The organism is Vibrio sp. QJM3NY_35, from assembly GCF_057785915.1.
Genome location: NZ_CM173507.1, coordinates 1,886,280 through 1,907,396, shown reverse-complemented (window position 1 = coordinate 1,907,396; position 21,117 = coordinate 1,886,280). Strand labels below are relative to the sequence as shown.

Annotated in this window: 22 protein-coding genes; 18 read left to right on the top strand and 4 right to left on the bottom strand. The window is 42.0% G+C overall.

The window, feature by feature from the left end; all coding sequences use genetic code 11:
* Positions 1-62: 62 nt before the first annotated feature.
* Positions 63-1,283, bottom strand: coding sequence for a DUF3103 domain-containing protein (locus AC3CH3_RS08745; RefSeq protein ID WP_488536978.1), 1,221 nt, complete (start codon positions 1,281-1,283; stop codon positions 63-65).
* Positions 1,284-1,608: 325 nt separating this feature from the next.
* Complete coding sequence (locus AC3CH3_RS08740) at positions 1,609-3,432, bottom strand: M4 family metallopeptidase (RefSeq protein WP_488536977.1); 1,824 nt, start codon at positions 3,430-3,432, stop codon at positions 1,609-1,611.
* Between the two features lie 528 nt (positions 3,433-3,960).
* Here AC3CH3_RS08740 and AC3CH3_RS08735 point away from each other — a divergent pair.
* The 14 genes from AC3CH3_RS08735 to AC3CH3_RS08670 all read left to right on the top strand — a co-directional run bounded on the left by AC3CH3_RS08735 (position 3,961) and on the right by AC3CH3_RS08670 (position 13,933).
* The gene (locus AC3CH3_RS08735) at positions 3,961-4,728 is read left to right on the top strand and encodes a BRO-N domain-containing protein (protein WP_102428449.1); all 768 of its coding nucleotides are present in this window, start codon (positions 3,961-3,963) and stop codon (positions 4,726-4,728) included.
* A gap of 144 nt (positions 4,729-4,872) precedes the next feature.
* Entirely contained in the window at positions 4,873-5,322 is a 450-nt protein-coding gene (locus AC3CH3_RS08730; RefSeq protein WP_488536976.1) for a hypothetical protein, read from the top strand.
* 40 nt (positions 5,323-5,362) lie between these two features.
* Complete coding sequence (locus AC3CH3_RS08725) at positions 5,363-5,920, top strand: cysteine hydrolase family protein (RefSeq protein WP_488536975.1); 558 nt, start codon at positions 5,363-5,365, stop codon at positions 5,918-5,920.
* A 427-nt stretch (positions 5,921-6,347) separates the two neighbouring features.
* Positions 6,348-7,766 carry an SLC13 family permease gene (locus AC3CH3_RS08720; RefSeq protein ID WP_488536974.1) on the top strand — a complete coding sequence of 473 codons (1,419 nt, stop codon included), beginning with the start codon at positions 6,348-6,350 and terminating at the stop codon, positions 7,764-7,766.
* Positions 7,767-7,772: 6 nt separating this feature from the next.
* A complete protein-coding gene (locus AC3CH3_RS08715; protein WP_488536973.1) occupies positions 7,773-9,128 on the top strand; it encodes an ATP-binding protein in 1,356 nt (451 codons plus the stop codon).
* Positions 9,115-9,588 (top strand): response regulator, encoded by a 474-nt coding sequence (locus tag AC3CH3_RS08710; RefSeq protein WP_017062404.1) that lies wholly within the window; start codon positions 9,115-9,117, stop codon positions 9,586-9,588. The genes AC3CH3_RS08715 and AC3CH3_RS08710 overlap by 14 nt, the downstream gene beginning before the upstream one ends.
* Positions 9,589-10,011: 423 nt before the next feature.
* Entirely contained in the window at positions 10,012-10,452 is a 441-nt protein-coding gene (locus tag AC3CH3_RS08705) for a hypothetical protein (RefSeq protein WP_488536972.1), read from the top strand.
* Positions 10,453-10,542: 90 nt separating this feature from the next.
* Entirely contained in the window at positions 10,543-10,776 is a 234-nt protein-coding gene (locus tag AC3CH3_RS08700; protein WP_488536971.1) for a hypothetical protein, read from the top strand.
* 74 nt (positions 10,777-10,850) lie between these two features.
* Positions 10,851-11,318 carry a cold shock domain-containing protein gene (locus AC3CH3_RS08695; protein WP_488536970.1) on the top strand — a complete coding sequence of 156 codons (468 nt, stop codon included), beginning with the start codon at positions 10,851-10,853 and terminating at the stop codon, positions 11,316-11,318.
* Between the two features lie 43 nt (positions 11,319-11,361).
* Positions 11,362-11,868: a GNAT family N-acetyltransferase gene (locus tag AC3CH3_RS08690; RefSeq protein ID WP_488536969.1), complete on the top strand. Its 507-nt coding sequence runs from the start codon at positions 11,362-11,364 to the stop codon at positions 11,866-11,868.
* Positions 11,869-11,953: 85 nt separating this feature from the next.
* On the top strand, positions 11,954-12,403 hold the full coding sequence (locus tag AC3CH3_RS08685) for a GNAT family N-acetyltransferase (RefSeq protein WP_488536968.1): 450 nt from the start codon (positions 11,954-11,956) through the stop codon (positions 12,401-12,403).
* Positions 12,396-12,788, top strand: coding sequence for a hypothetical protein (locus AC3CH3_RS08680; RefSeq protein WP_488536967.1), 393 nt, complete (start codon positions 12,396-12,398; stop codon positions 12,786-12,788). The genes AC3CH3_RS08685 and AC3CH3_RS08680 overlap by 8 nt, the downstream gene beginning before the upstream one ends.
* A gap of 89 nt (positions 12,789-12,877) precedes the next feature.
* A complete protein-coding gene (gene cyaB, locus AC3CH3_RS08675) occupies positions 12,878-13,429 on the top strand; it encodes a class IV adenylate cyclase (RefSeq protein ID WP_488536966.1) in 552 nt (183 codons plus the stop codon).
* 21 nt (positions 13,430-13,450) lie between these two features.
* Positions 13,451-13,933: a tetratricopeptide repeat protein gene (locus AC3CH3_RS08670; protein ID WP_488536965.1), complete on the top strand. Its 483-nt coding sequence runs from the start codon at positions 13,451-13,453 to the stop codon at positions 13,931-13,933.
* A 99-nt stretch (positions 13,934-14,032) separates the two neighbouring features.
* Here AC3CH3_RS08670 and AC3CH3_RS08665 read toward each other — a convergent pair whose 3' ends face one another.
* Both AC3CH3_RS08665 and AC3CH3_RS08660 read right to left on the bottom strand, forming a co-directional pair.
* Positions 14,033-15,061 (bottom strand): methionine synthase, encoded by a 1,029-nt coding sequence (locus AC3CH3_RS08665; protein WP_050648264.1) that lies wholly within the window; start codon positions 15,059-15,061, stop codon positions 14,033-14,035.
* 45 nt (positions 15,062-15,106) lie between these two features.
* The gene (locus AC3CH3_RS08660; RefSeq protein WP_029405689.1) at positions 15,107-16,084 is read right to left on the bottom strand and encodes a DUF1852 domain-containing protein; all 978 of its coding nucleotides are present in this window, start codon (positions 16,082-16,084) and stop codon (positions 15,107-15,109) included.
* 343 nt (positions 16,085-16,427) lie between these two features.
* Between AC3CH3_RS08660 and AC3CH3_RS08655 the strand changes: the two genes are divergently transcribed.
* The 4 genes from AC3CH3_RS08655 to AC3CH3_RS08640 all read left to right on the top strand — a co-directional run bounded on the left by AC3CH3_RS08655 (position 16,428) and on the right by AC3CH3_RS08640 (position 20,850).
* Positions 16,428-17,237 (top strand): sulfite exporter TauE/SafE family protein, encoded by an 810-nt coding sequence (locus tag AC3CH3_RS08655; protein WP_488536964.1) that lies wholly within the window; start codon positions 16,428-16,430, stop codon positions 17,235-17,237.
* A 228-nt stretch (positions 17,238-17,465) separates the two neighbouring features.
* Entirely contained in the window at positions 17,466-17,813 is a 348-nt protein-coding gene (locus tag AC3CH3_RS08650) for a DUF6404 family protein (RefSeq protein ID WP_488536963.1), read from the top strand.
* Between the two features lie 205 nt (positions 17,814-18,018).
* Positions 18,019-19,023: a metal-dependent hydrolase gene (locus AC3CH3_RS08645; protein WP_488536962.1), complete on the top strand. Its 1,005-nt coding sequence runs from the start codon at positions 18,019-18,021 to the stop codon at positions 19,021-19,023.
* A gap of 210 nt (positions 19,024-19,233) precedes the next feature.
* Positions 19,234-20,850 carry an endonuclease gene (locus AC3CH3_RS08640; protein WP_488536961.1) on the top strand — a complete coding sequence of 539 codons (1,617 nt, stop codon included), beginning with the start codon at positions 19,234-19,236 and terminating at the stop codon, positions 20,848-20,850.
* Positions 20,851-21,117 lie beyond the last annotated feature (267 nt).

The window sequence follows — 21,117 nt, the reverse complement described above, 5'->3', positions numbered from 1 at the left end:
TCACCTTTGATGATGAAGAGTTAGGGCTTATGTGATCAAGCCCTAACTAAACAAGGAACGATTTACTCTGTCGGTGAAATCGTAACAGGGGCGAACGAAGCTACTGCATTTCCGCCGGCACCTGGGTGATCAACATAAGAGGTGTTTTGCATTAAGGTGTAGTACACGTCCACAAAGTCATCATCATTGACTAATACACCATCAGGAATCACATCGATAATCTTGCCTGTGATCTGAGGGATGATCGCGTAACCCTGAACTTCTGGATCAGGAATCATTTTCAGTATCTCTTCTGCGGCTTGAACTAAGAGTTTTGCTAGCGCTTTATAGTCTGTTCCATCATCGTGCTCCATTAAGATCATATCTGCAGCGCCCCAGCGGTAGCGAGGCCAGAAAATGACCGTTTGATTTGGATAATAAGTCTGCTTGTCATAATCCAGATAAGGCATTTCTACTAGATCTATTTGTGGCTCTAAGCGGCTTGAATCGACCCCTGTCACAATGGCGTAGATTTCAGCTTTGCCAGAGATCCATGGTTCTTGGTCTACAGCCAAACGAATCTTTTTTAACTGAGTGGTATTCAACGGCTCAGGTTCTGACATAGCCATGGAGCGCGTAGCCTTACCAATAAATGTTTGTGTCTTAGTGCTACGGCTTTCACTGTTGCTGCTTGTGTTTTTGGAGCCTGAATTAATTTGTGTTGTTGTACCCAGCTTCTGCATTTCAGCCTGCATTGCCATTAAGCCTGCTTTGAGCTCTTCGGCACCGTTGCTATCAACGACAAACACTGGGACGTCTGGCATTTGGTACACATCGAGTTCATGAACCTGTCCGTACACGTCATACGCTTCAATGTATTGCCAATTCGAATCATCACCTGATGGTTCAAACGCAAATAATGGGCTTTCGCCGTTCTTCCAGGCTTCAATCATCGCTTCATCAGCCATGCGAATTTCTAACACAGAGTCGCTGAAGTCGTTGATCCCTTTCATCTTGCGATAACCAAGGTCCGCTTTCTGCATCCTGCTTGAAAATGCAGAGTAGGGCTGAGTAGAGCTCAATTTATCGACAGGCGTGGACAAGTTCTTTTCTGAGATTTGAGCCTTTAGGGAAAGCTCAAGATCGGAATAACGCTCGCTGATTTGTAACGCCAAAGATTGCTTTTGTGCTGAGGCGTTCTCCGAAAGAGAGCGTGAGTTTACTGTGTCGATATTGTTTGCATAGGACTGGAAGCCAACCACTGTCGTTGCAAGCACCATACTGATAGAAAAAGATGGTCTCATAAATAATCCTTATTTTAATTTTTATCATTAATAGAGCATTTGCCCTATAAGGATTAACCTATCAGTAACGTGAATGTGTTCAAAAGTTAGTCAGTTATTTTTGTTTCGTTGTGCAGCACAGGATCTCAATTTAAACTGTTTTTATAAAACAATGCCTAAGTAACCTTGATATTTATAAATTAATAAACGTATCAGTAAATAATTTACAATATTATTAACTACACTGGTGTTTCATGAAAAAACCTACTCAAAGTGAGTAGGTTTTTATTTCGCGGTTAACCGCTAGTTCTTCGTTTTACAACCTGTTTAAGAGGCTCGTTCTAACTCAATCTAAACGCAATGTTAGCCCTGAGTAGTTCGAGTATCCGCGCAGTAACACATGATAGGTCACGCCCGGTTGCGCGCTCACACTGCACTGTTCGTTATTTCCAGCACGATAAGGGCGACAATCGTAACTCGATGTCGTTGGCTTGCTTCCCGATTTCACGTAAAGATCGGCATCGCCGGAACCGCCAGACATTGAAACCGTCACGCTTGATGCTGAATCAACGGTGAACGTGTAGAAGCTCTCTGAAGATTGATTCCCGCTTAGGTTCGCAATCGGTGTGCCTTTCGTTAATACATTGCCAGTTGGAGGCGTGACACCACAACTTGCATTCACGCCGACGGTATTAAAAGCATCTTCAACATCAGCAACTATATAACCCATGTCTGCTGCGGCTTTCGCTACGCCACAAGCACCGGCATCAAAGGTACTGTTTGCAGTCCAATACAGTTGGTTTGCGACTGTGAATATTTCAAAGCCCTTACGTACATTCCAACCCGATTTGTTCGCTAAAAGGTAAAAGGCGCGGTTATAAACACCGCTAGATAAGTGAACGTTCAAACCATCGTAGTATTGAGAGGCGTGATCAATCGAGCGGCCATCTTTTGAAGGTTGATCAAAGTAACGCAAGCCACCTTCAGACTTGAATATATCGCTTCCGACAATCCAATCCACATTGCCACGCAAGTAGTATTCAGCCGCTTCGCCTGCAATGTCTGAGAAGGCTTCATTCATACCACCCGACATATTTCGGTACACCAGACCGGAGTTTTGCTCGGTGAATCCGTGGCTAACCTCGTGAGCGCTCACGTTAATATCGACTAGTGGGTAAAAGGTATTTTTGCCATCTCCAAAAGTCATTGATGTACCATTCCAGAAAGCATTTTCATAATCGGTGCTGTAGTGAACTCGCATCGTCAGTTGGAAAGTTAAAGGCGATGTATTCATCCACTCTTTGTACATATCGAATACGACATTACCGAAGTAGTGTGCATCGTTAAGAGGCGAGTAAGCCCCGTTAATGTATTTATGATCGGTGTAGTTGGTGCCGTCGGCACAGTTGTAACTGTAGGCTGCGCTGCCAGACGTTCCGTGGTTTAAGTTGACCGTCTTAACCGAATCGTTTTCTAACTTACACGTGGTGCCTGTTTTGTCGATGGGAAAGCTAGGGAAGTCACTACCATATTCATATCGAGTGGTTTTGATATTACCGCCGGGGCCAGTACCCAATGCTTTAGCGTGGTTTAGTCCATTCCATTTTTGGAGCACATCGCCAGTTGTGGCATCAATAAAGTAGAAAGGGCGCTCTGGCATTGAGGACGCGATAAAGAAATCGACCAGATACACCACTTGGGCGACTTGGTTCTCATCCAATCTCACCATGAGTTTTGCGTTTTTATTTTCAATCGACTTTTTGCCGACAGTAAACGTGCGATGAGCGGACAGTGCGGCTTCAATCGCTTGCTCCTGATTCAGCTTTGGTGCAATGCTGGATAGGTCTCCACTGATCCCTTGTGCCATTGAACCGAACACCTGAGTGGGTTGGTTCTTGGAAAGGGTGGCGACAACGGAGGTATCAAAGACGGGTAAGCCTAGGTGAGTTTGTTGATAGCGGACTTTCGTTTTTCCATTGGGCAATACCACCCGTTTAACTTCAGAAAAACCTAATTCAAGTGGAGCAACACTCTTCGACTGCGCGACGAGGCTTTGTTGTAGCAGTGTATCATTATCGATTCTGACCATTTCTGCAGCGTGTGCAGTAAAGCCGAAAGACGTACCTAGAATGGCTGCTATTTTCCAGCTTAGTTGACGTTGTTGGTTCATTTTTCGTTCCTGATTTTAATATAAACTCCTTCTTCCCAACGGCTTTATAGGAAGTCTATATGCAACACACTAATGCCATGTGTTGCGAATCAAGATTGGAAGAGCATTTGGAATTATGACAAGTTTATCAGGGAGATTTATTTTTAGAGTATGTAATTCAAAGTTTACAAAAACTCTTATTGATCAAATTGTTTTTATAAATACAATTTTATTCTTTATCGTAAACGTATGAAGGGGCGGGAGTTATTAAAAACCACTTAGTTTTAATTTATAGAATAACTTTATCTAAGCTAACTTCGATATTTTTCGCTTTTTATTTTAATTACAAATGAGTAAATAATCGCTTTTTTTGAAGTGGAAGTATTGTCTTTATTATCAATAGTAATCTTGTTTTAACAATATCAGTCAGAGCAGTTATCAAGTTTTCTTCATTTTGTTTCGCTAGATTTAATCCGCTAACTCGTAGCTTGTTCTCAATTAAGACAGCTAGTAATATCGTCTAGTCATCAGTTAAAAGGAATATTTTGAATGAGTTTATCCGAGGTCATGTTTTCATATGACAGTGCAGCAGGTGAAGAGGGCATAAGAACCCTTCATTATGAAGGTAAGTTATATTTCTCTTTGTTCGATGTTGTACGTACAATTCAACGAGAAAACCGTGTTTTGGCCCCTGGTCAGAACTCTAAGACAATACTCACGTTACTTAGAGCCCATATTACACATTTACTTCCACACGAAATTTATATTCGTGATGATATTCCTAAAAACATAGATGATCCCCTTCGTGAAAGTTATGTAACGAAAGCTGGTCTTTTGAGGGTTGTATTGCAAGATAATTCTCCAGCTTGTTTAAAATTCCAAGAGTGGGTATTGGAAGATGTCCTTCCTCAGATATTAGAAACAGGTCAGTATACTCATCCAAACCTTAAAAATGCTTCAACTGTGCCATCAAATGAAGACTTTGATGTTGAAACTATGCTGAGATTACAACTTCAAGAAACGATTGAACGAAAAAAAGCTGATGCAGAGTTAAAGAAGCAGATTAACTCCCTTGATTCAAAGCTTAGTACCATCGAAAGAGTCGTGAATAACGAAGAGTTAATTTACGTCACCGATGATGAATTAGTAAGCGAGCTATCAGATAACAAACAATATGAGGTTTTTTCTTATTGTCTCGGTTTATGCAGCAAGGAACCGCAGCTATATCGTGCCAGAAGAATTACAGGGAACGACGACATTGAATCAAAGATGTTCAGTAGGAACACAGTTGATAAAGCAGTCACAATGGTCAACTAAACCTAACAATCTGTTTAAGGTTGATTTGCAACGCGTGGCACTTTTACCATGCGTTGCGCTTAGTGATTAAGGTGGCTTGCGGCGGCTTTGGCATTGCGTTGCAGAACTCTTTACATGGCGTATACCTGTGAGGGAAACATAGAAATGGATAACTGCGAAAGCTTAGTTTTGGAATATTTAAGGGCAGATAGATCTGTATTTGTAAACACGCAATGCTGCATACAATTATTCGACTCACCAAACCCTGATACAAGTGGCCCTCATTGGTATTGCGACTTAGTTGCTGTTAATTTCAAAGAGAAACGGGTGTATCTTTGTGAGGTTACATACTCGAAAACTTTAGCTAGTTTACTGAAACGTTTTGCCTTATGGGATGAGCATTGGTGCGACCTCAAAGCTGCCTTAGTACGTGATTGTGGTTTGCCAGTTGACTGGGAGGTGATTCCGTGGGCATTTATTCCAGAGCATCTTCAACAAAAGTATGAAGAAAAGTTATTAACGACCAAAACACATAATATGCCTTATCCTAAGCTAACTACATTAGAGAGTATCTTACCTTGGCATTATCGTTCATGGAACCGAACGCTAGGTTAGTACGCATATAATAAGGCATTCGGTTTTCAGGGAGGTCATCGTGACTAAATTGCTACTAGTTATTGATATGCAAGAGGACTTTTTCCAGCAGGGTAGGCTTGCTAAAAAAAGAACAGAATTTACTTGCTCATTGAACAAGCTTATACACGCATTTCGTAGAGAAAGTCAGAAGATTATTTGGGTACGTCAAGTGTTCAAAGAAGACTTGTCAGATACTTATTTAGCCTTACGACAATCGAGTCAAAAATGGAATATCGAAGGTACTAGCGGTTGTGAGCTATTAGACGAATTGGTTCGACACCCGCAAGAGTATGAAGTTATCAAAAAGCGTTATAGTGCTTTCTTCGAAACAAAGCTTGATGAAATTTTAAATGAAATGGCACCTAGTGAAATTGTAATTGCAGGTGTAAATACCCACGCATGTGTAAGAGTTACTGCTATCGATGCATACCAACGCGATTACCATTTAATATTGGCAAAAGAGTGTATCGATTTATACGATCAAGGTTGCCACGATGAATCATTTGGGTACATGGTAAATAGTGGTATTGGGGTTCCATTATCTAATGCTGAGATCATCGATAGATTGAAAAGTTAATAAGAAATCTAAGATTGATTCATAACGCTTGGTACTCTCACTACAAGTAAGTTTAGTACTTATGGCCGATACTTTAGGTCAGGGTTAGCGTGGTACATATATTAACTTGTCGCTATGGCATCAATAGTTCATTCAGGTATACCTACCCCAGTGAGCTTGTTCAACGCTTTTATCAGAAGTGGCTCTTAATTTATGGACATGACTAGAAACGCAGAGACCACTCTCCTGAATTTAATTGCAACAGTAAATGACACACAAACGTAGAGGTAGCGCACAGAATCGAAAAAGGGGATATCGCGATTACGTAATCATTGATCTAGCCGATAGTGAGATAGTGATAAGAGATCGATAATTCGTTGTCGGATCTGAATTAGAACTTTAAATCTAATTTCTAAGTAGTTGTTATCTCAGGAAGAGTTTTTGTGCTATGCGCCCCTATATTAAATACATTATCCCTATTTTAATTCCTTTCATTATCCTCGTAATGCCGCTATCAGCGTTTCCATTTGAAGGCCTTACGATTATTCAACAACGCGTTATCGCGATCTTTTTATTAGCGGCATTGTGCTGGGTGTTCGAGCCTATCCCGATCTACGCGACGTCTGTTGTTATTATCGTTCTGCAATTATTGATGTTGTCGGATAAAGGGCTGATCTTTTTAAGGTTTGATCATGGACAGGAACATTTTGGTGAGTTGTTAAAATACAGCGACATCATGGCGACATTCGCCAGCCCAATCATCATGCTGTTTTTGGGCGGTTTTTTCTTAGCGATGGCCGCCACTAAGTATCGATTAGACGTAAACTTAGCTCGTGTATTATTGAAGCCATTTGGACAAGACCCGAAGTTTGTGATGCTCGGCTTAATGCTGATCACTGGTATCTTTTCGATGTTTATGTCTAACACAGCAACAACGGCAATGATGCTATCTATTTTAACGCCGGTACTGGCTGTGTTTGGCCCGAAAGACCCCGGTCGTATCGCGTTTGCGCTTTGTATCCCTGTTGCCGCTAACATCGGTGGCATTGGTACGCCGATCGGTACCCCGCCGAACGCTATCGCGCTTAAATATTTAGTTGGCGACAACCTCATTACGTTCGGTGAATGGATGGCATTTGGTGTGCCGTTTGTCGTTATTATGATGGCGTTAGCGTGGTTTTTAATAGGCTTTATATACAAAGCTGACCAAAAGAAAATCGAACTAAGTATTAAAGGTAAATTCCTTAAAACGCCCAAAGCCATTGCGGTATACGTCACTTTTGCGCTCACCATCATTCTTTGGTTAATGGGCTCAAGCCATGGCATGAACTCTTATACCGTCGCTCTGATTCCTGTTGCTGTGTTCTCTCTTACTGGGATCATCAACAAAGAAGACCTGAAGAAAATTTCTTGGGACGTATTGTGGCTTGTATCAGGTGGTATTGCGCTTGGTTTAGCGCTCGATAAAACTGGCTTAGCAAAGCTGGTGGTACACAGTATTCCGTTTGATGCTTACTCACCGTATGTGGTGTTGTTCGGAGCGGCGTTCTTGTGTTTGGTAATGGCAAACTTTATGTCTCATACCGCAACGGCTAACTTGTTAATGCCAATTATGGCTGCATTAGGTTCGTCTATGGCTTCACTCACGCCACTAGGTGGTGAGTTAACGTTAATTCTGGTTGTGACTTTTGCCGCTTCATTAGGTATGTCGCTGCCAATCAGTACGCCACCGAATGCGTTGGCTCATGCCACGGGTCATGTGCAAAGTAATCAAATGGCCAGAATTGGTATTATTTTGGGTGTGGTTGGTGTGCTACTGAGCTTTGTTATGGTGTGGCTGCTCCACTCAATTGGTCACATAGGATAACGATACGTGTATCAACAAAAGCTAGAAGCACTTATCGATCGCTATTTTAACCACGCAGAACGTCGGGTGACGTGCTGTGCCGGTAACACCATTATTGAACAATCAGCGTTAAACACTCGTTTATATTATGTGTTGAGTGGAGAACTGGAAGGGTTTTATACCGAAGAGAATACACCGCAAGTGCGAGTATTTAGCGCGGGTAGTGGGGCTTTTATAGGCGTTCATAGCTTCTTTTCTGGTAATTGGACAGCATCTTCAACGGTTGTTGCTAAAACCGATGTTGAGTTAGCGTGGATCGATAAAGACACGCCTGCAGAAGATGAAGATAAATTTGGTCCTCTTACCGCACAGTTCACACCTGTGATTGTCAATGAGTTGTCGCGTCGTCAACGCCGCGCAACACAAGAAGCGATAGCGAAACAAAAAGCGCTAGAGAAGTTACATACTGCAGAGCAAATGACGACCTTGGGTCAATTGGCTGCAGGGATTGCTCATGAACTTAACAACGCTATTGGTGTAGTAAATAGTAAATCTGGTCGACTTGAAACGGTCATTATGGATCTGCTTGAAGAAGTGCATCCAGAAGCCAGTCAATTTTTCGATTTTGGGTTAATGCATGGTCAGAAAACGTCGTCGTCAGAAGCACGAACACGTGGGCGACAATTTGAAAGAAAATATGGTTTAGACAAAAATATTGCTCGCTCTCTTGCAAAGGCGATCCCAATTGACGCTTTATCTGCAACAGACGTTATTTCAAAGCATTGGCTGAAAAACCCAGAAGAAGCGATTCGCTTTTGGCAGATGGGCTGTGATTTACATGATTTACGTTTGGCATCTAGACACACCGTCGGCATCGTAAAATCGGTTAAACAACTTGGCAGAATTGATATTGACACCGAAGAAGCGGTTGATATTAACGACTCCATTAACCATGCCTTATCGTTGTTACAAAGTGAGTTACGTAGAGTATCTGTGCGATTGAGCCCTGCAGATTTGCCGACTTTTAAAGGCTCGAAAACAGAGCTCGTTCAGATTTGGGTCAACATTGTAAAGAATGCTTGTGATGCAATGTCGAATTCAGACGATGCCGCAATAGAGATTCAAACCAGATTAAGTAAGAAAAGAATATTAGTTACGATTGCGAATAACGGCCCTGAGATAGACGAGGGGACTCGTAGAAAGGTATTTCAGCCCAACTTCACCACTAAAAAAGGTGGTTTATCGTTTGGATTGGGCTTGGGTTTATCAATAGTTAAGCGGATTGTGGCGGGTTATGGCGGAAGTATCATTGTGAAAAGTGATGCTTCTAAAACTGTATTTAGAATCAAGTTACCAATAGAGGGTGAACATGGAGAAGCTTAATTTAATCTGTGTCGATGACCAGAGAGAAGTACTGAGCGCAGTGGTACAAGATTTAGAGCCGCTGGCGAGTTGGCTGAATATTGAAGATTGTGAATCAGCGCAAGAAGTGCTTGATCTCATTGATGAACTTGACGCAGAAGGCGAACACATTACCGTCATCGTGTCCGATCATGTGATGCCAGGGAAAACGGGTGTGGAGTTACTCACTGAAGTGTTCCATGACAGCCGCTTTCCGAATACAAAGAAAATTCTTCTTACGGGGCAGGCCACTCACACCGATACCATCAATGCCATTAATGCAGCAGGCATCGACCGTTACTTTGAAAAACCTTGGCAAGCAAGCACATTAGTTGAATGCATTCGCACTCTTGTCACTGAGTACATATTTGATCAAGGGCTTGATTACACGGACTATCAGAATGAGCTCGACCAGCAGGTTGTGTTGAGACGCTTGCGCTAGTTTCTTGCGTTAGTCTCTTGCGTTAGCCATTTACGTTAGTTTCTTGCGCTAGTCATTTATGTCAGTCGCTTGAAATTATATGCACTGAAGGACGCTTTCTGAAGGAGTTTGTCTTTGAAAGACGTAATCTTTCGGTGCATATATTGCTCCTCTCATTTTAGTCGTTCAGGTTTAGTACTCAGTTATTAACACACTGGTTGCTGGCTTAAGTCTAAAACTCATACGCCAACGGATGCATTGTGTTTTCTTCACGAACGATTCCCTGAACATACAGCAGAACTTCGTACGATGCCGCTTTCTCTATATTCAACATTTGAATGCAATTTGTGGAATATATCAAAATTAATTAAATTGATAGTAAGTTATTATTTTTCATTATGTTAGGGTTCTTTTCTTAAGGTCAGCTGATTAGGGAAGAGGCTCATGAAAAAGGGATTTGTGATAGCGATATCAATCGGCTTTGTTGTCTTCTTCCTCGTTGGCCGCGAACTTCAATGGTTCGGGTCCAGTAATTCTGAGTCGTTCCCTAAACTTCCTAATAGTCCCCAATTTGTGCCTTCTACTGATTTTGACGGTGAGTGGCTAGGCCGTCGTATTAACACTACTGGCAATAATATGTGTGAGCGAACAACCATCACCGGAACCATTCGTGAAGGTAAAGCCACGCTAAGGCTTACCTACAACGGAACACCATTAGAAGGTTGGGTGACAGAAAGCGGCGACTTACGGTTATATGCCAAACATCGCCAGTGGGATTATCGCTTTTCAGCAACTGGCAGCGGTAAGAGATTTGATGGTCGGTGGCACTTAACCAATGGCCCGTGCCAAGGGAGTTGGTTTATAGAAAAGGTCGATGGCAAGTAGGGCCGTCAACTTATTATATACTTGGAATAACTTAAACAATATCCACACGCATGTGTACGATTTAGTTTAAAGATATAGATAGGAAAACCCATGAGGATTGTGATTTTTATCGTTACAGTGATTTTAGTTAAATCAATTGAAGCAAAGTTTGGGCACACCTATAACATCTTTTCAGATCCACTTGATATCAAGTTAGCTGCTCTCGATTTTGTCTTGTGGGTTTCAGTCTACTTTGGTTTATCTTTTGTTGATGAGAAGGGCAAAGGCATCCTGACTAAAATGGGTAAAGTTAAGAGTCCATCGAGTAATTTGCCCCCACATTAAGCTGTCATAATGTAATCTGCATATTGTTGGTGATATGAGTCAAGAGTTGAAAGCGGTTTGAAGAAGGGATAGCTATGAATGGAAAAATTGTTCGCTGGGTTGATGAGAGAGGTTTTGGCTTCATCAATTCAGATGAATTAGAGGGAGATGTTTTTGTTCATATATCGAAGTTTACGGACGGTTATCGTCGTCCTCAAGTTGGGGATGAAGTTGAATTTCAATTATCGAATAGTGGCTCTAAATTCAGCGCTTCGAGTGCTCAACTAGTTGGTATAGAAACATCCAAATCTAACCCTCTTTCAATTATTTTGTCTGCACTTTTCGTCGGGCTTATTGGCGCAGGTTTGTATCTTTTGGTATTGGAGCCTAAGTTAAATCCTGCATATGAGAATATGGGATTTAGTTGCCAAGGTAAAACGCATTGTAGTGAGATGCTATCTTGCGATGAAGCAAAGTTTTATTTGGCAAACTGTCCCAATGTGAAAATAGATGGTGATCGTGATGGTATTCCTTGCGAGAGTCAGTTCTGCAGTCACTATTGATGCCTGTTTATTAGTCAAAAATAGACAACTAAAAGGACATTACATGGAAATCAGAGTAGGGACATTACCTGATATTGCAGGCATCACCGATATCTTCAACTTTTATATTGAACATACCAATGCGCGCTTTGAAGAAGAGAAGTTGTCGTTGGAAAATCGCCAGCAATGGTTTTCTCAATTTTCGAGCCAAAGTAAATATCAACTGTATGTCGCGACAGAAGGTGGTGTGTTATTAGGCTTCGCGTGTTCTCAGCAATACCGGGCTATGTCGGCATTTGAAGATACCGCAGAGGTCACTATTTATCTTACGGCAGAAGCTCAAGGAAAAGGTTTAGGCTCTAAGCTTTATTCTCAGCTATTTGCATCGATTAGTGATTATGATGTTCACCGCGTAGTCTCAGGTGTTGCTTTGCCTAATGAAGCTTCAATAGCACTGCATAAACGTTTTGGATTTCGAGAAGTAGGAGTGTTCAATGAATACGCGAAGAAAAACGGCCAATACATCAGTTCAATGTGGTTAGAGAAGGCATTAAACAAGGGAGCAGAGTGATAGAATGGCTCAAACATGATGCAATACTCTTGGTACTTTAATTACATATTACTCAATGTTTAGCCTAGGAAAAAAAGGATACAATATGGAAGTAAGGTTGGTCAAAGGTTCAGATCCTAAGTTCGCTGAATCGATCACCAAAACGAATATGGCGAGTTACTACCAAGCTCGTGGCATCGCTTGGGGTCATAGTCAGTTTTTACGCAGCTGGGATGAACTGGATAACTATGAAATTTATGTAGGGGATAGCCGTATTGGTGTTATCCGCTTCAGTTACACCAGTGATACAACGTTTCTTCGGGACTTGCAGATATTAGCTGACTATCAAGGTCGAGGTTTTGGCTCTAAGTGTCTCGATTTGGCTATTGAACATGCGAACAATCAAGCATCGGCTCAGTTAGTGTTGCGCGTGTTCAGTGAGAACTCCGCGATTAAGCTTTATCAATCAAAAGGTTTTACTCAGTTGTCTGAAGTGAAAGGGCTCGTTGAAATGGAGCTGCCTTTAGGGTCATCATTGAGAGAGTGTCATGGATAACCGTATCCAATTAAATTTTGTTAAATACTTATTTTCAGAGTTGCTGTTTATTGTTATTGCATTAGGTCTTGTCTATTGGATATCAGACGGTGATCGTTCATTGCTACTAACCATAGGGCTGATAATTTGTGTTCCTCCACTAATCAAAATTCTAATGTTGTGGTGGAAGCTTCGCGATAGCTCATTTGAAATCACGAACGGTCACGTACGTTTAAATGGAGTTGCTTGTGATGTGACTTTACAGCGCAGCTTTCTTCCGTTGGAAATTGGCTCATTCATCAAACTTTCATACACGAAAGGTGCAATGCAGAAACACAATATTTACCTTTCTAAAGGCGCAATGAGCCAAGGTGAGTGGAAGCGTGTGTTAGCGTGTCGAACATAGTTCCACGGCTTTAGTTTGTGTTGTGCGTCAGTTTGTATTTCGGATGTGGTTCGTGTGCTAGTATCGCCTTTTTTGCATCGAGCTAATCTATGACTAACGATCATTTCAAAGGTAAATATGAGGTTGAGCTGAAGTATCGACTTAGCTCTAAGTCTGAGTTCTTGAAAACTTTGAACCTAATTCCTCATGAAGTAATGCTGCAAGACAACCTAGAATGCGATTGGTATTTCGATAGCCCTGATAGAAGCTTACAGGCTCAGAACAAAAGCTTGTGTATTCGTACTATGGAGCCGTCGGGCATCAAGTTATGGATTGTAAAAGGCCCTGAGCCTGATCGATGCGAAGCGACAAATATAACCGATGCGACGAATGCCAAGAGCATGCTAGAGAACTTGGGATACAAAGTGATTCTTAAAGCGCAGAAAACTCGCAGTATTTACTTTGTTGGAGAGTTCCATATCACGGTCGATTCTCTTGCGGGTATCGGTGATTTTGCTGAGTTTGCAATCATGACGAATGATGAGTCTAAGCTATCCGCTTATAAAGATGAACTTGAGTTATTGGCGAGTCAATTCGGGCTAAGCCAATCTGCGTTACAAACTAAATCATATAAGCAAATGTTTGAAGAAATACTCGCATAGCAAAGCGTTTCAGAGGGAAGTATGGATACGATTATCAAACAAGCCATCGAGTTGCGAAAAGAAGAAAAGTATCAAGAGTCGTGTGACTTACTGGCAACGCTACTCACTGATGAAAACTATGCAGCGAAAGCTCATTTGCAGATTGCGTGGTCTTACGACAACCAAGGCAAAGAGCAACAGGCGATTGAGCACTATGTATTGTCTCTGTCTGGTGCGCTTTCTTCAGTAGAACGTTTTGATGCGCTGTTCGGTTTGGCGAGTACTTATCGAATCCTTGGTCTTTATGCAGAGGCTTTAAACTATTTCGAACAGGCTATGGCTGAGTATCCTGACTCGATAGAAGTGAAACCTTTCTACGCAATGTGTTTGTACAATTTAGGTCGCCATAAAGAGGCGAAGTCGCTGTTACTTGAGCTTTTAGTTTCCACGACGAATAACGAGGCGATCAAAGAGTACCAACGAGCGATCTCTTTATATGCTCAAGACCTAGATAAAACCTGGTAAACAGTCGCGTATAAAGCTCCTTAACTCACATAACAAAAAGCCTAAGCATCAATGTGATACTTAGGCTTCAGATCATAGTTTTTGTTCGTTAGGGAAGCGTTACGCTGAAAGCTCTTTACGAACGATCTCTGCGCCAGCACTGAGCGCATTCAGCTTAGCTGAAGCAATGTCTCGAGGTAGGGGAGCCATGCCACAGTTGGTGCAAGGGTAGAGCTTGTCTGCATCAACGTACTTAAGTGTTTCTCGTAGAGTGTTAGCCACTTCTTCTGGTGTTTCAATGGAATCGGTTGCCACATCGATTGCACCGACCATCACTTTCTTACCTCGTACCAGTTCAAGTAGCTCAAGAGGTACATGAGAGTTGTGACACTCTAAAGAGATGATATCGATATTCGATTGCTGCAGCTTAGGAAATACTTCTTCGTATTGGCGCCACTCGGTGCCTAACGTTTTTTTCCAATCCGTATTCGCTTTAATGCCGTAGCCATAACAAATATGCACTGCTGTTTCGCACTTAAGCCCTTCAATGGCTCTTTCTAAGCACGCGATGCCCCAATCATTCACTTCATCAAAAAACACGTTAAACGCAGGTTCATCGAACTGAATAATATCAACGCCTGCAGCTTCTAACTCTTTCGCTTCCTCGTTGAGGATCTTCGCAAATTCCCACGCCAGTTTTTCACGGCTTTGGTAATGCGCATCGTAAAGCGTATCTATCATCGTCATAGGCCCCGGCAGAGCCCATTTAATAGGTTGGTCGGTTTGCTGACGTAAGAATTTCGCATCTTCGACAAAAACGGATTTCTGACGAGAAACAGGTCCAACGACTGTCGGTACACTTGCATCGTAACGGTCGCGGATTTTAACGGTTTCACGCTTTTCAAAATCAACGCCATTCAAGTGTTCAATGAAGGTCGTTACAAAGTGCTGACGTGTTTGCTCACCGTCACTCACAATATCAATGCCTGCTTGCTGCTGCTCGTGCAGAGAGACACGCAGCGCATCTTGTTTGCCGTCTGTGAGTTCATCGCCTTGCAGTTTCCATGGCGACCAAAGCGTCTCTGGTTGTGCAAGCCAAGACGGTTTCGGCAAACTGCCCGCTGTTGAAGTCGGTAATAGTGTTTTCATAATAATACTGCCTATCCTTGGGTGGTTTGAGAGCGCAATAGACGATTAAAGTGCGTAATTTGCCGACCAGTTCTCTAGAACTGATTGGTATGGCTTAATGAACTTCTCTTCTGCGAATTTACCTTGTTCAACAGCTAGCTGGCTTCGTTCTTCACGGTCGTACACGATTTGAGTTAGCGAGTGATCCAAGTTTTTCAAGTTTGGTTGGTAACAGTTGCCTGCAACCGCGTTCGCGTTGTAAATCTCAGGACGGTAGATTTTCTGGAACGTGCCCATGGTACTGATGGTGCTGATAAGCTCTAGGTTCGAGTAATCGTTCAATAGATCACCAAAGAAATAGAAAGCCAAAGGTGCAACACTGTTTGGCGGCATGAAATAACGAACCTGTAAGCCCATCTTCTTAAAATATTGCTCAGTTAAAGAAGACTCATTCGGTTGGTATTCAAAACCTAATACAGGGTGTTGGTTTTCAGTGCGGTAATAGGTTTTATTATCTGACACGCTTAAGCAAATAACAGGTGGTTTATTAAAGTTCTTTTTGTAAGCGTCAGAGTTAACGAAATATTTAAAAAGCTTACCGTGTAAATCACCAAAATCTTCTGGAATGCTGAATTTATCTTGGCCTTTATTATGATCCAATAGACGTACGCTAAAGTCATAATCTCGAACATAAGAAGAGAAGTTATTTCCGATAATGCCTTCAATACGCTCGTTAGTTTTACGGTCTACAATATTGGTTTTCAGCACTTCAATTGAAGGGAATGCTTCGCCGTTGCTTTCAATATCCATATCAACAGAAATGATTTCAAGCTCAACAGAGTAACGGTCGCCCTTCGGGTTGTCCCAGTGTGCTAACGCGTTGAAACTGTTATCGATCATTTGTAGCGCATTACGCAAGTTCGCTTGGCGGCTGTCACCGCGAGCCAGGTTAGCAAAGTTGGTTGTGATGCGCGTGCTGTCTGCAGGCTGGTAGTTTTCGTCGAGGCTAATGCTCTTAATCGTAAAATTAAATTCTTTATTCATGCTGATTTGGTATCCCAATTTGTTTTCTGACTCTCTCGGTCTTTAGTATTAAAACGGCTTTTATTTTTTGCTTGTGACCGGATTAAGAATCGAAGGCTATGCTGTCTGAAATTAATGCTTAGTAGAATTAATGTCGTATAAAGTTAATCGCTTAAGGTTTTTATACGTGGATAGGTTGACCATTAACAATGGTATTACTTCACATTCAACATGAGGAATATTCATGCTCTATTCTGTTTGAATATCTAAGTCGGTGTCAGTTATATTAATTAGCTTGATGGAAATATAACCACATTAATAGTGTGTTATTTAAGATGATTAATTTAATTAAGAGATGGATGAAATGAGTGATTTGCTGTTGTTGATTTTCTACTGTGCGTTACTGGGCAGTGGTGTTGGGTTTCTAGCCGGCTTGTTAGGTATTGGCGGAGGGCTGATCATTGTTCCTGTGTTAAGCAGCATTTTACTGTATTTAGACGTTCTACCGTCTGACCAAGTGGTTGTCGCGGCGATTGCTACCTCGTTGGCATCAATACTTTTCACCTCTACTTCTTCTGCACTTGCTCACCACAAAAATGGCAATGTGCCTTGGGATCTGGCGCCTTGGATCATGCTCGGTGTTGCTCTGGGTGCATTGGTTAGTGGTTTTATGGCGGCGTTGTTACCGGAAAAGGTCTTTCGTATCGTGTTTGCCGTGAGTGTGGTTCTGATTGCGATCAAGATGTTCTTAAGCAGCAAAAATGATGCCCCTAAGGAACGAAAACTGCCGAACAAAGGCGTGCTCACTGTGCTGACAACCATAACGGGTGGCTTGTCAGCCATGATAGGGATTGGTGGCGGAGCATTGCTGGTTCCGCTATTAACGTTCTTCTCTGTCGATATGAAAAAGGCCATCGGTTGTGCTTCTGCGTGTGGCATTGTGATCGCGTTGTTTGGCTCGATAGGTTACATCAGTTCAGGCAGCAGTAACTTTGCTCTATCAGACGGTTTTGCTGGCTTTGTTTATCTTCCTGCGCTGCTGGGTATTGTGTGCACCTCTTGGTTTACGGCTCCGTTGGGCGCAAAAGCCACCAACCATTTACCGGTTCCAACGATTAAGAAAATCTTCTCAATACTGCTGGTGGTTATCGCGGCAAGCATGGTGGCGCGTTAATTAAAGACCGCCCTCTGGCTCGTAATTGATTCAGTTTTTTATCAATTAGACATTTAGGTGCGAGAAAACGCATGTAAATGTCTAATTGCGATCTGAGTCTATCAATCGCCGTATTTACGCCTGTTAATGCATCATGGCTCATAATAGAATTATCCTGTTTTATAAATATTTTAAATTTGGTCAAACACTTACCCAAAGGAATTTATGATGCCGCGGGAAATCTCCAACATGAGTTATACAACAAAGCTTGAAAGGGCATTCTTGCAACTCCAAGCCGCCAAAATTCTAAAATGGAACTACAACCCGCCATTGCATCAATGGTTAAGAAAGGCAGGACTTAAGTTAAGGCCGCCTTATTATGTGTCTTTTGGACGAAATGTAGTGGTGCGCTTTGTCGAATTCTTTGTCTTTTTCCTTCCTTTGATATCGCTGTTAAGTATATCGAGAGAGGGAGTGACCTTTTCAAACTTGCTGTACGAATCATTCATCGCTGGTGCATTTTATTCTGTGTTTATGAGTGCGTATTATCTTTGGACATATCGGAAGTGCGATCTGACAAATTGGGAAGAGTTGTAAGCTAATAAAGCGATATAGAAGTAAGAACTATCGTTAAATTCAAACAAAAAGAGCAGTCACGAGGCTGCTCTTTTTTGTTTGCCAGTCTACATTTATACGATTATGTATATGAGTATGTTGATGAAATCTTGTTATTTAACCCAATTCACTGCTATAGCTACATGTATCTTGTTTGATTCAACGGAATGCTATCAATGAGTGATTTATGGATCCTTTAACGCAGGGCGTGTTAGGCGCTTCTTTGTCACAATCGGCCAGCAAAAAACAACATTTGGTTGTTGCTGGGGTATTAGGTCTACTCTCTGGATTGGCTCCAGATTTAGACGCACTGATTAATTCACAGACTGATCCTTTGTTGGCTTTGGAGTTTCATCGACAATTTACCCACTCACTCTTCTTTATCCCCATTGGCAGTTTGATCTGTGCCTTGGTTTTGCATCATCTCATTGCAAAAAGGCGCGGGCTTTCTTTCAAACAAAGCTGGCTGTTTTGTGCTCTGGGTTATGGCACTCATGCGCTTTTAGACGCTTGTACCACTTATGGCACGCAGTTACTTTGGCCTTTCACCAACGCACGTTTTGCTTGGAACACCATATCAATCATCGACCCCGTTTATACGCTTCCCATCTTAATTTTACTTGTGTTTGCAGCGTTGAAACGAGCTCCTTGGCTAGCGCGTGTTGCGTTTGCTTGGGCTCTAATTTATCCAACATTAGGGATGATTCAGCGAGACAGGGCAGAGACGATTGGCTGGCAATTAGCGCAAGAAAGACAACACACGCCGATCCGATTAGAGGCAAAACCAAGCTTTGCGAATATCTTGGTGTGGAAAGTGGTGTACGAAACAGAGGCTCAATATCATGTAGACGCCGTGCGGGTTGGCACATCGGTAAACGTATACCCTGGAGAGTCGATTGCGAAACTGAATGTTAGCAGGGATTTGCCTTGGCTAGACCCAGATTCCCAACAAGCCAAAGACATTGAACGTTTCCGCTGGTTTTCAAATGGTTATATTGCTCAGGACCCAACAGACGAGCTGCGTATTATCGATGTCCGATATTCAATTGTACTGAATCAAATGAAAGCACTTTGGAGCATCAAGCTATCAAAAGCAGTTGATGCAAACACACATGTAAAATACGAAACTCATAGAGACAATACACCAGAATCGAGACAGATCTTCTTCGGTATGCTCACTGGCGATAAATGATCTAGTTCTGAAGAGTAAAAAGGCTGAGTCAGATAATTTGCTCAGCCTTTTTTATTCCTTTATTTAACAGGTCGATGTTACATTGATTTACATCACATGTATTAATAAAATCCATAATGCTTACATTTATAAATGTGATGTATACCTCCATTCATTTTTTGATTACTTTCTAAGCTTAGTTGGTTTTTATCCAATTAAACAGAAGGTTATATGATAAATAGAATAATAACACTAAGTGGCGTTGCGTTACTTTGTTCAGCGAGTGCGCATGCGCAAATGCAAAATGGAAGTTTCGAAAACTGGGAAGGAAACGTACCATCTGGTTGGAGTGTGATTGACTCCGGCATTGCACTTTCGCTCTCTACCGATCCTGTAAATAACGGCAGTTTCTCAGCACAAGTAACAGTGAATACAAGTACTCAAAGTAATACCGACTTTCTTCAAACGATACGTGTTGAACAAGGGAAAACTTATGATTTCTCTGTCGATGTTTACCACACGGAAGGCAACGTGAAAGCTCGCCTTTTTGTTGATGGCTATTTAGGTTACTCGAATAATGGTTTAACGAATCAGTGGCAAGCATTGACTCACTCGTACAGCGCTACGAGCACTAAAGATATCGTTGTGGGCGTACGATTTTATGATGATGCAGGTTTTGATGGTTCGGAAGTGGTGTATTTAGATAACTTTCAGCCTACGGAGACTCCACCAACACAAAGCTGCAATGACACAAGTGCCGCACTCACGCTAGTTACGGATAACTATGGTTCTGAAACCAGTTGGTTTCTCAAAAACTCAGTTTCTCAAAATCTTTATTCTGGTTCAGATTATAAAAATAACACCATCAATGAAGTGGAAATGTGTTTAGCGGATGGTAACTACACCCTAGAAGTCTCAGACTCTTATGGAGATGGAATATGCTGCAGTGTGGGGAATGGTTCATACAGTTTGTCGGTAAATGGAACCGTTGTGGCATCTGGTGGTGATTTCCAAGCAAGTCAGAGTACAGAATTTTCGATTGGTGGTTCAACTGCACCACCAACTGAACCTCCAGTGTTAGGTGAGTATTACAAAGAAGCTGAAGGCAAAGTGGGCTTTGCGTTAAAAACGGCCTTATATCAAATTATTGATAATCATAGTAGTCAGGGTTACACCGCTATTTGGAGGTTGGTGTCTGAGGCTGACCTAGACGCATACTATGACACTGATGGGTCGATTCTCGATATGTATTCGGAGAAACCTTCAGGCTTAGATTCAATCCAATTTACTAAGGTGGCCGATCAATGTGGTCAATACAGAAAAGAAGGTGATTGCTACAACCGTGAGCACTCATTCCCGAAAAGCTGGTTTGGTGGGAAAGTCGAACCAATGAACTCTGACGGTCACCATTTATTTGCCACTGATGGCTACGTTAACTCGAAACGTAGTAATTGGCCATTTGGTGAGGTGAGTAGCGCGACATACACATCAAGCAATGGTTCTAAGTTAGGCAGTGCAGCGAACTCTCTTGGTTATGTAGGTACGGTGTTTGAGCCAATTGATGAGTTTAAAGGTGATTTTGCAAGAGCATATTTCTACATGGCAACACGCTATGAAAATGAAATCGCTAATTGGGAAGGGAACTCTACAAGCTCTAATGCCGTTCTGGATGGAACCAATACAACTGTTTTTGAACCGTGGCTACTTACTATGCTAAAGCGTTGGCATTCTGAAGATCCAGTAAGCCAAAAAGAAATCGACCGAAATAAGGCGGTACATGATTTTCAAGGGAATCGTAATCCGTTTATTGACCATCCAGAGTTTGTCAGCCAAATCTGGGGAAATTAATCGTAATATAACCACCATGACAGTGGCTTCATGATTATTGAATTGAGCCCAACCTTATGTTTGGGCTCTTTTATTGAGAGGCATTATAGAGCATGATTTTAAATATTTGAAAAAGCATATTGTCATGAAGGTCACGTATACTTGTCAGTGATCTGCCCCATCAATACTGGACGCTACGTTAAGCGACTTTCCATACCTTTAGTTAGCTCTGAATTGTTAATTTAGGGGAACATGTAGTTCATTTCTGCCCCTTTTCAATTCAGGACA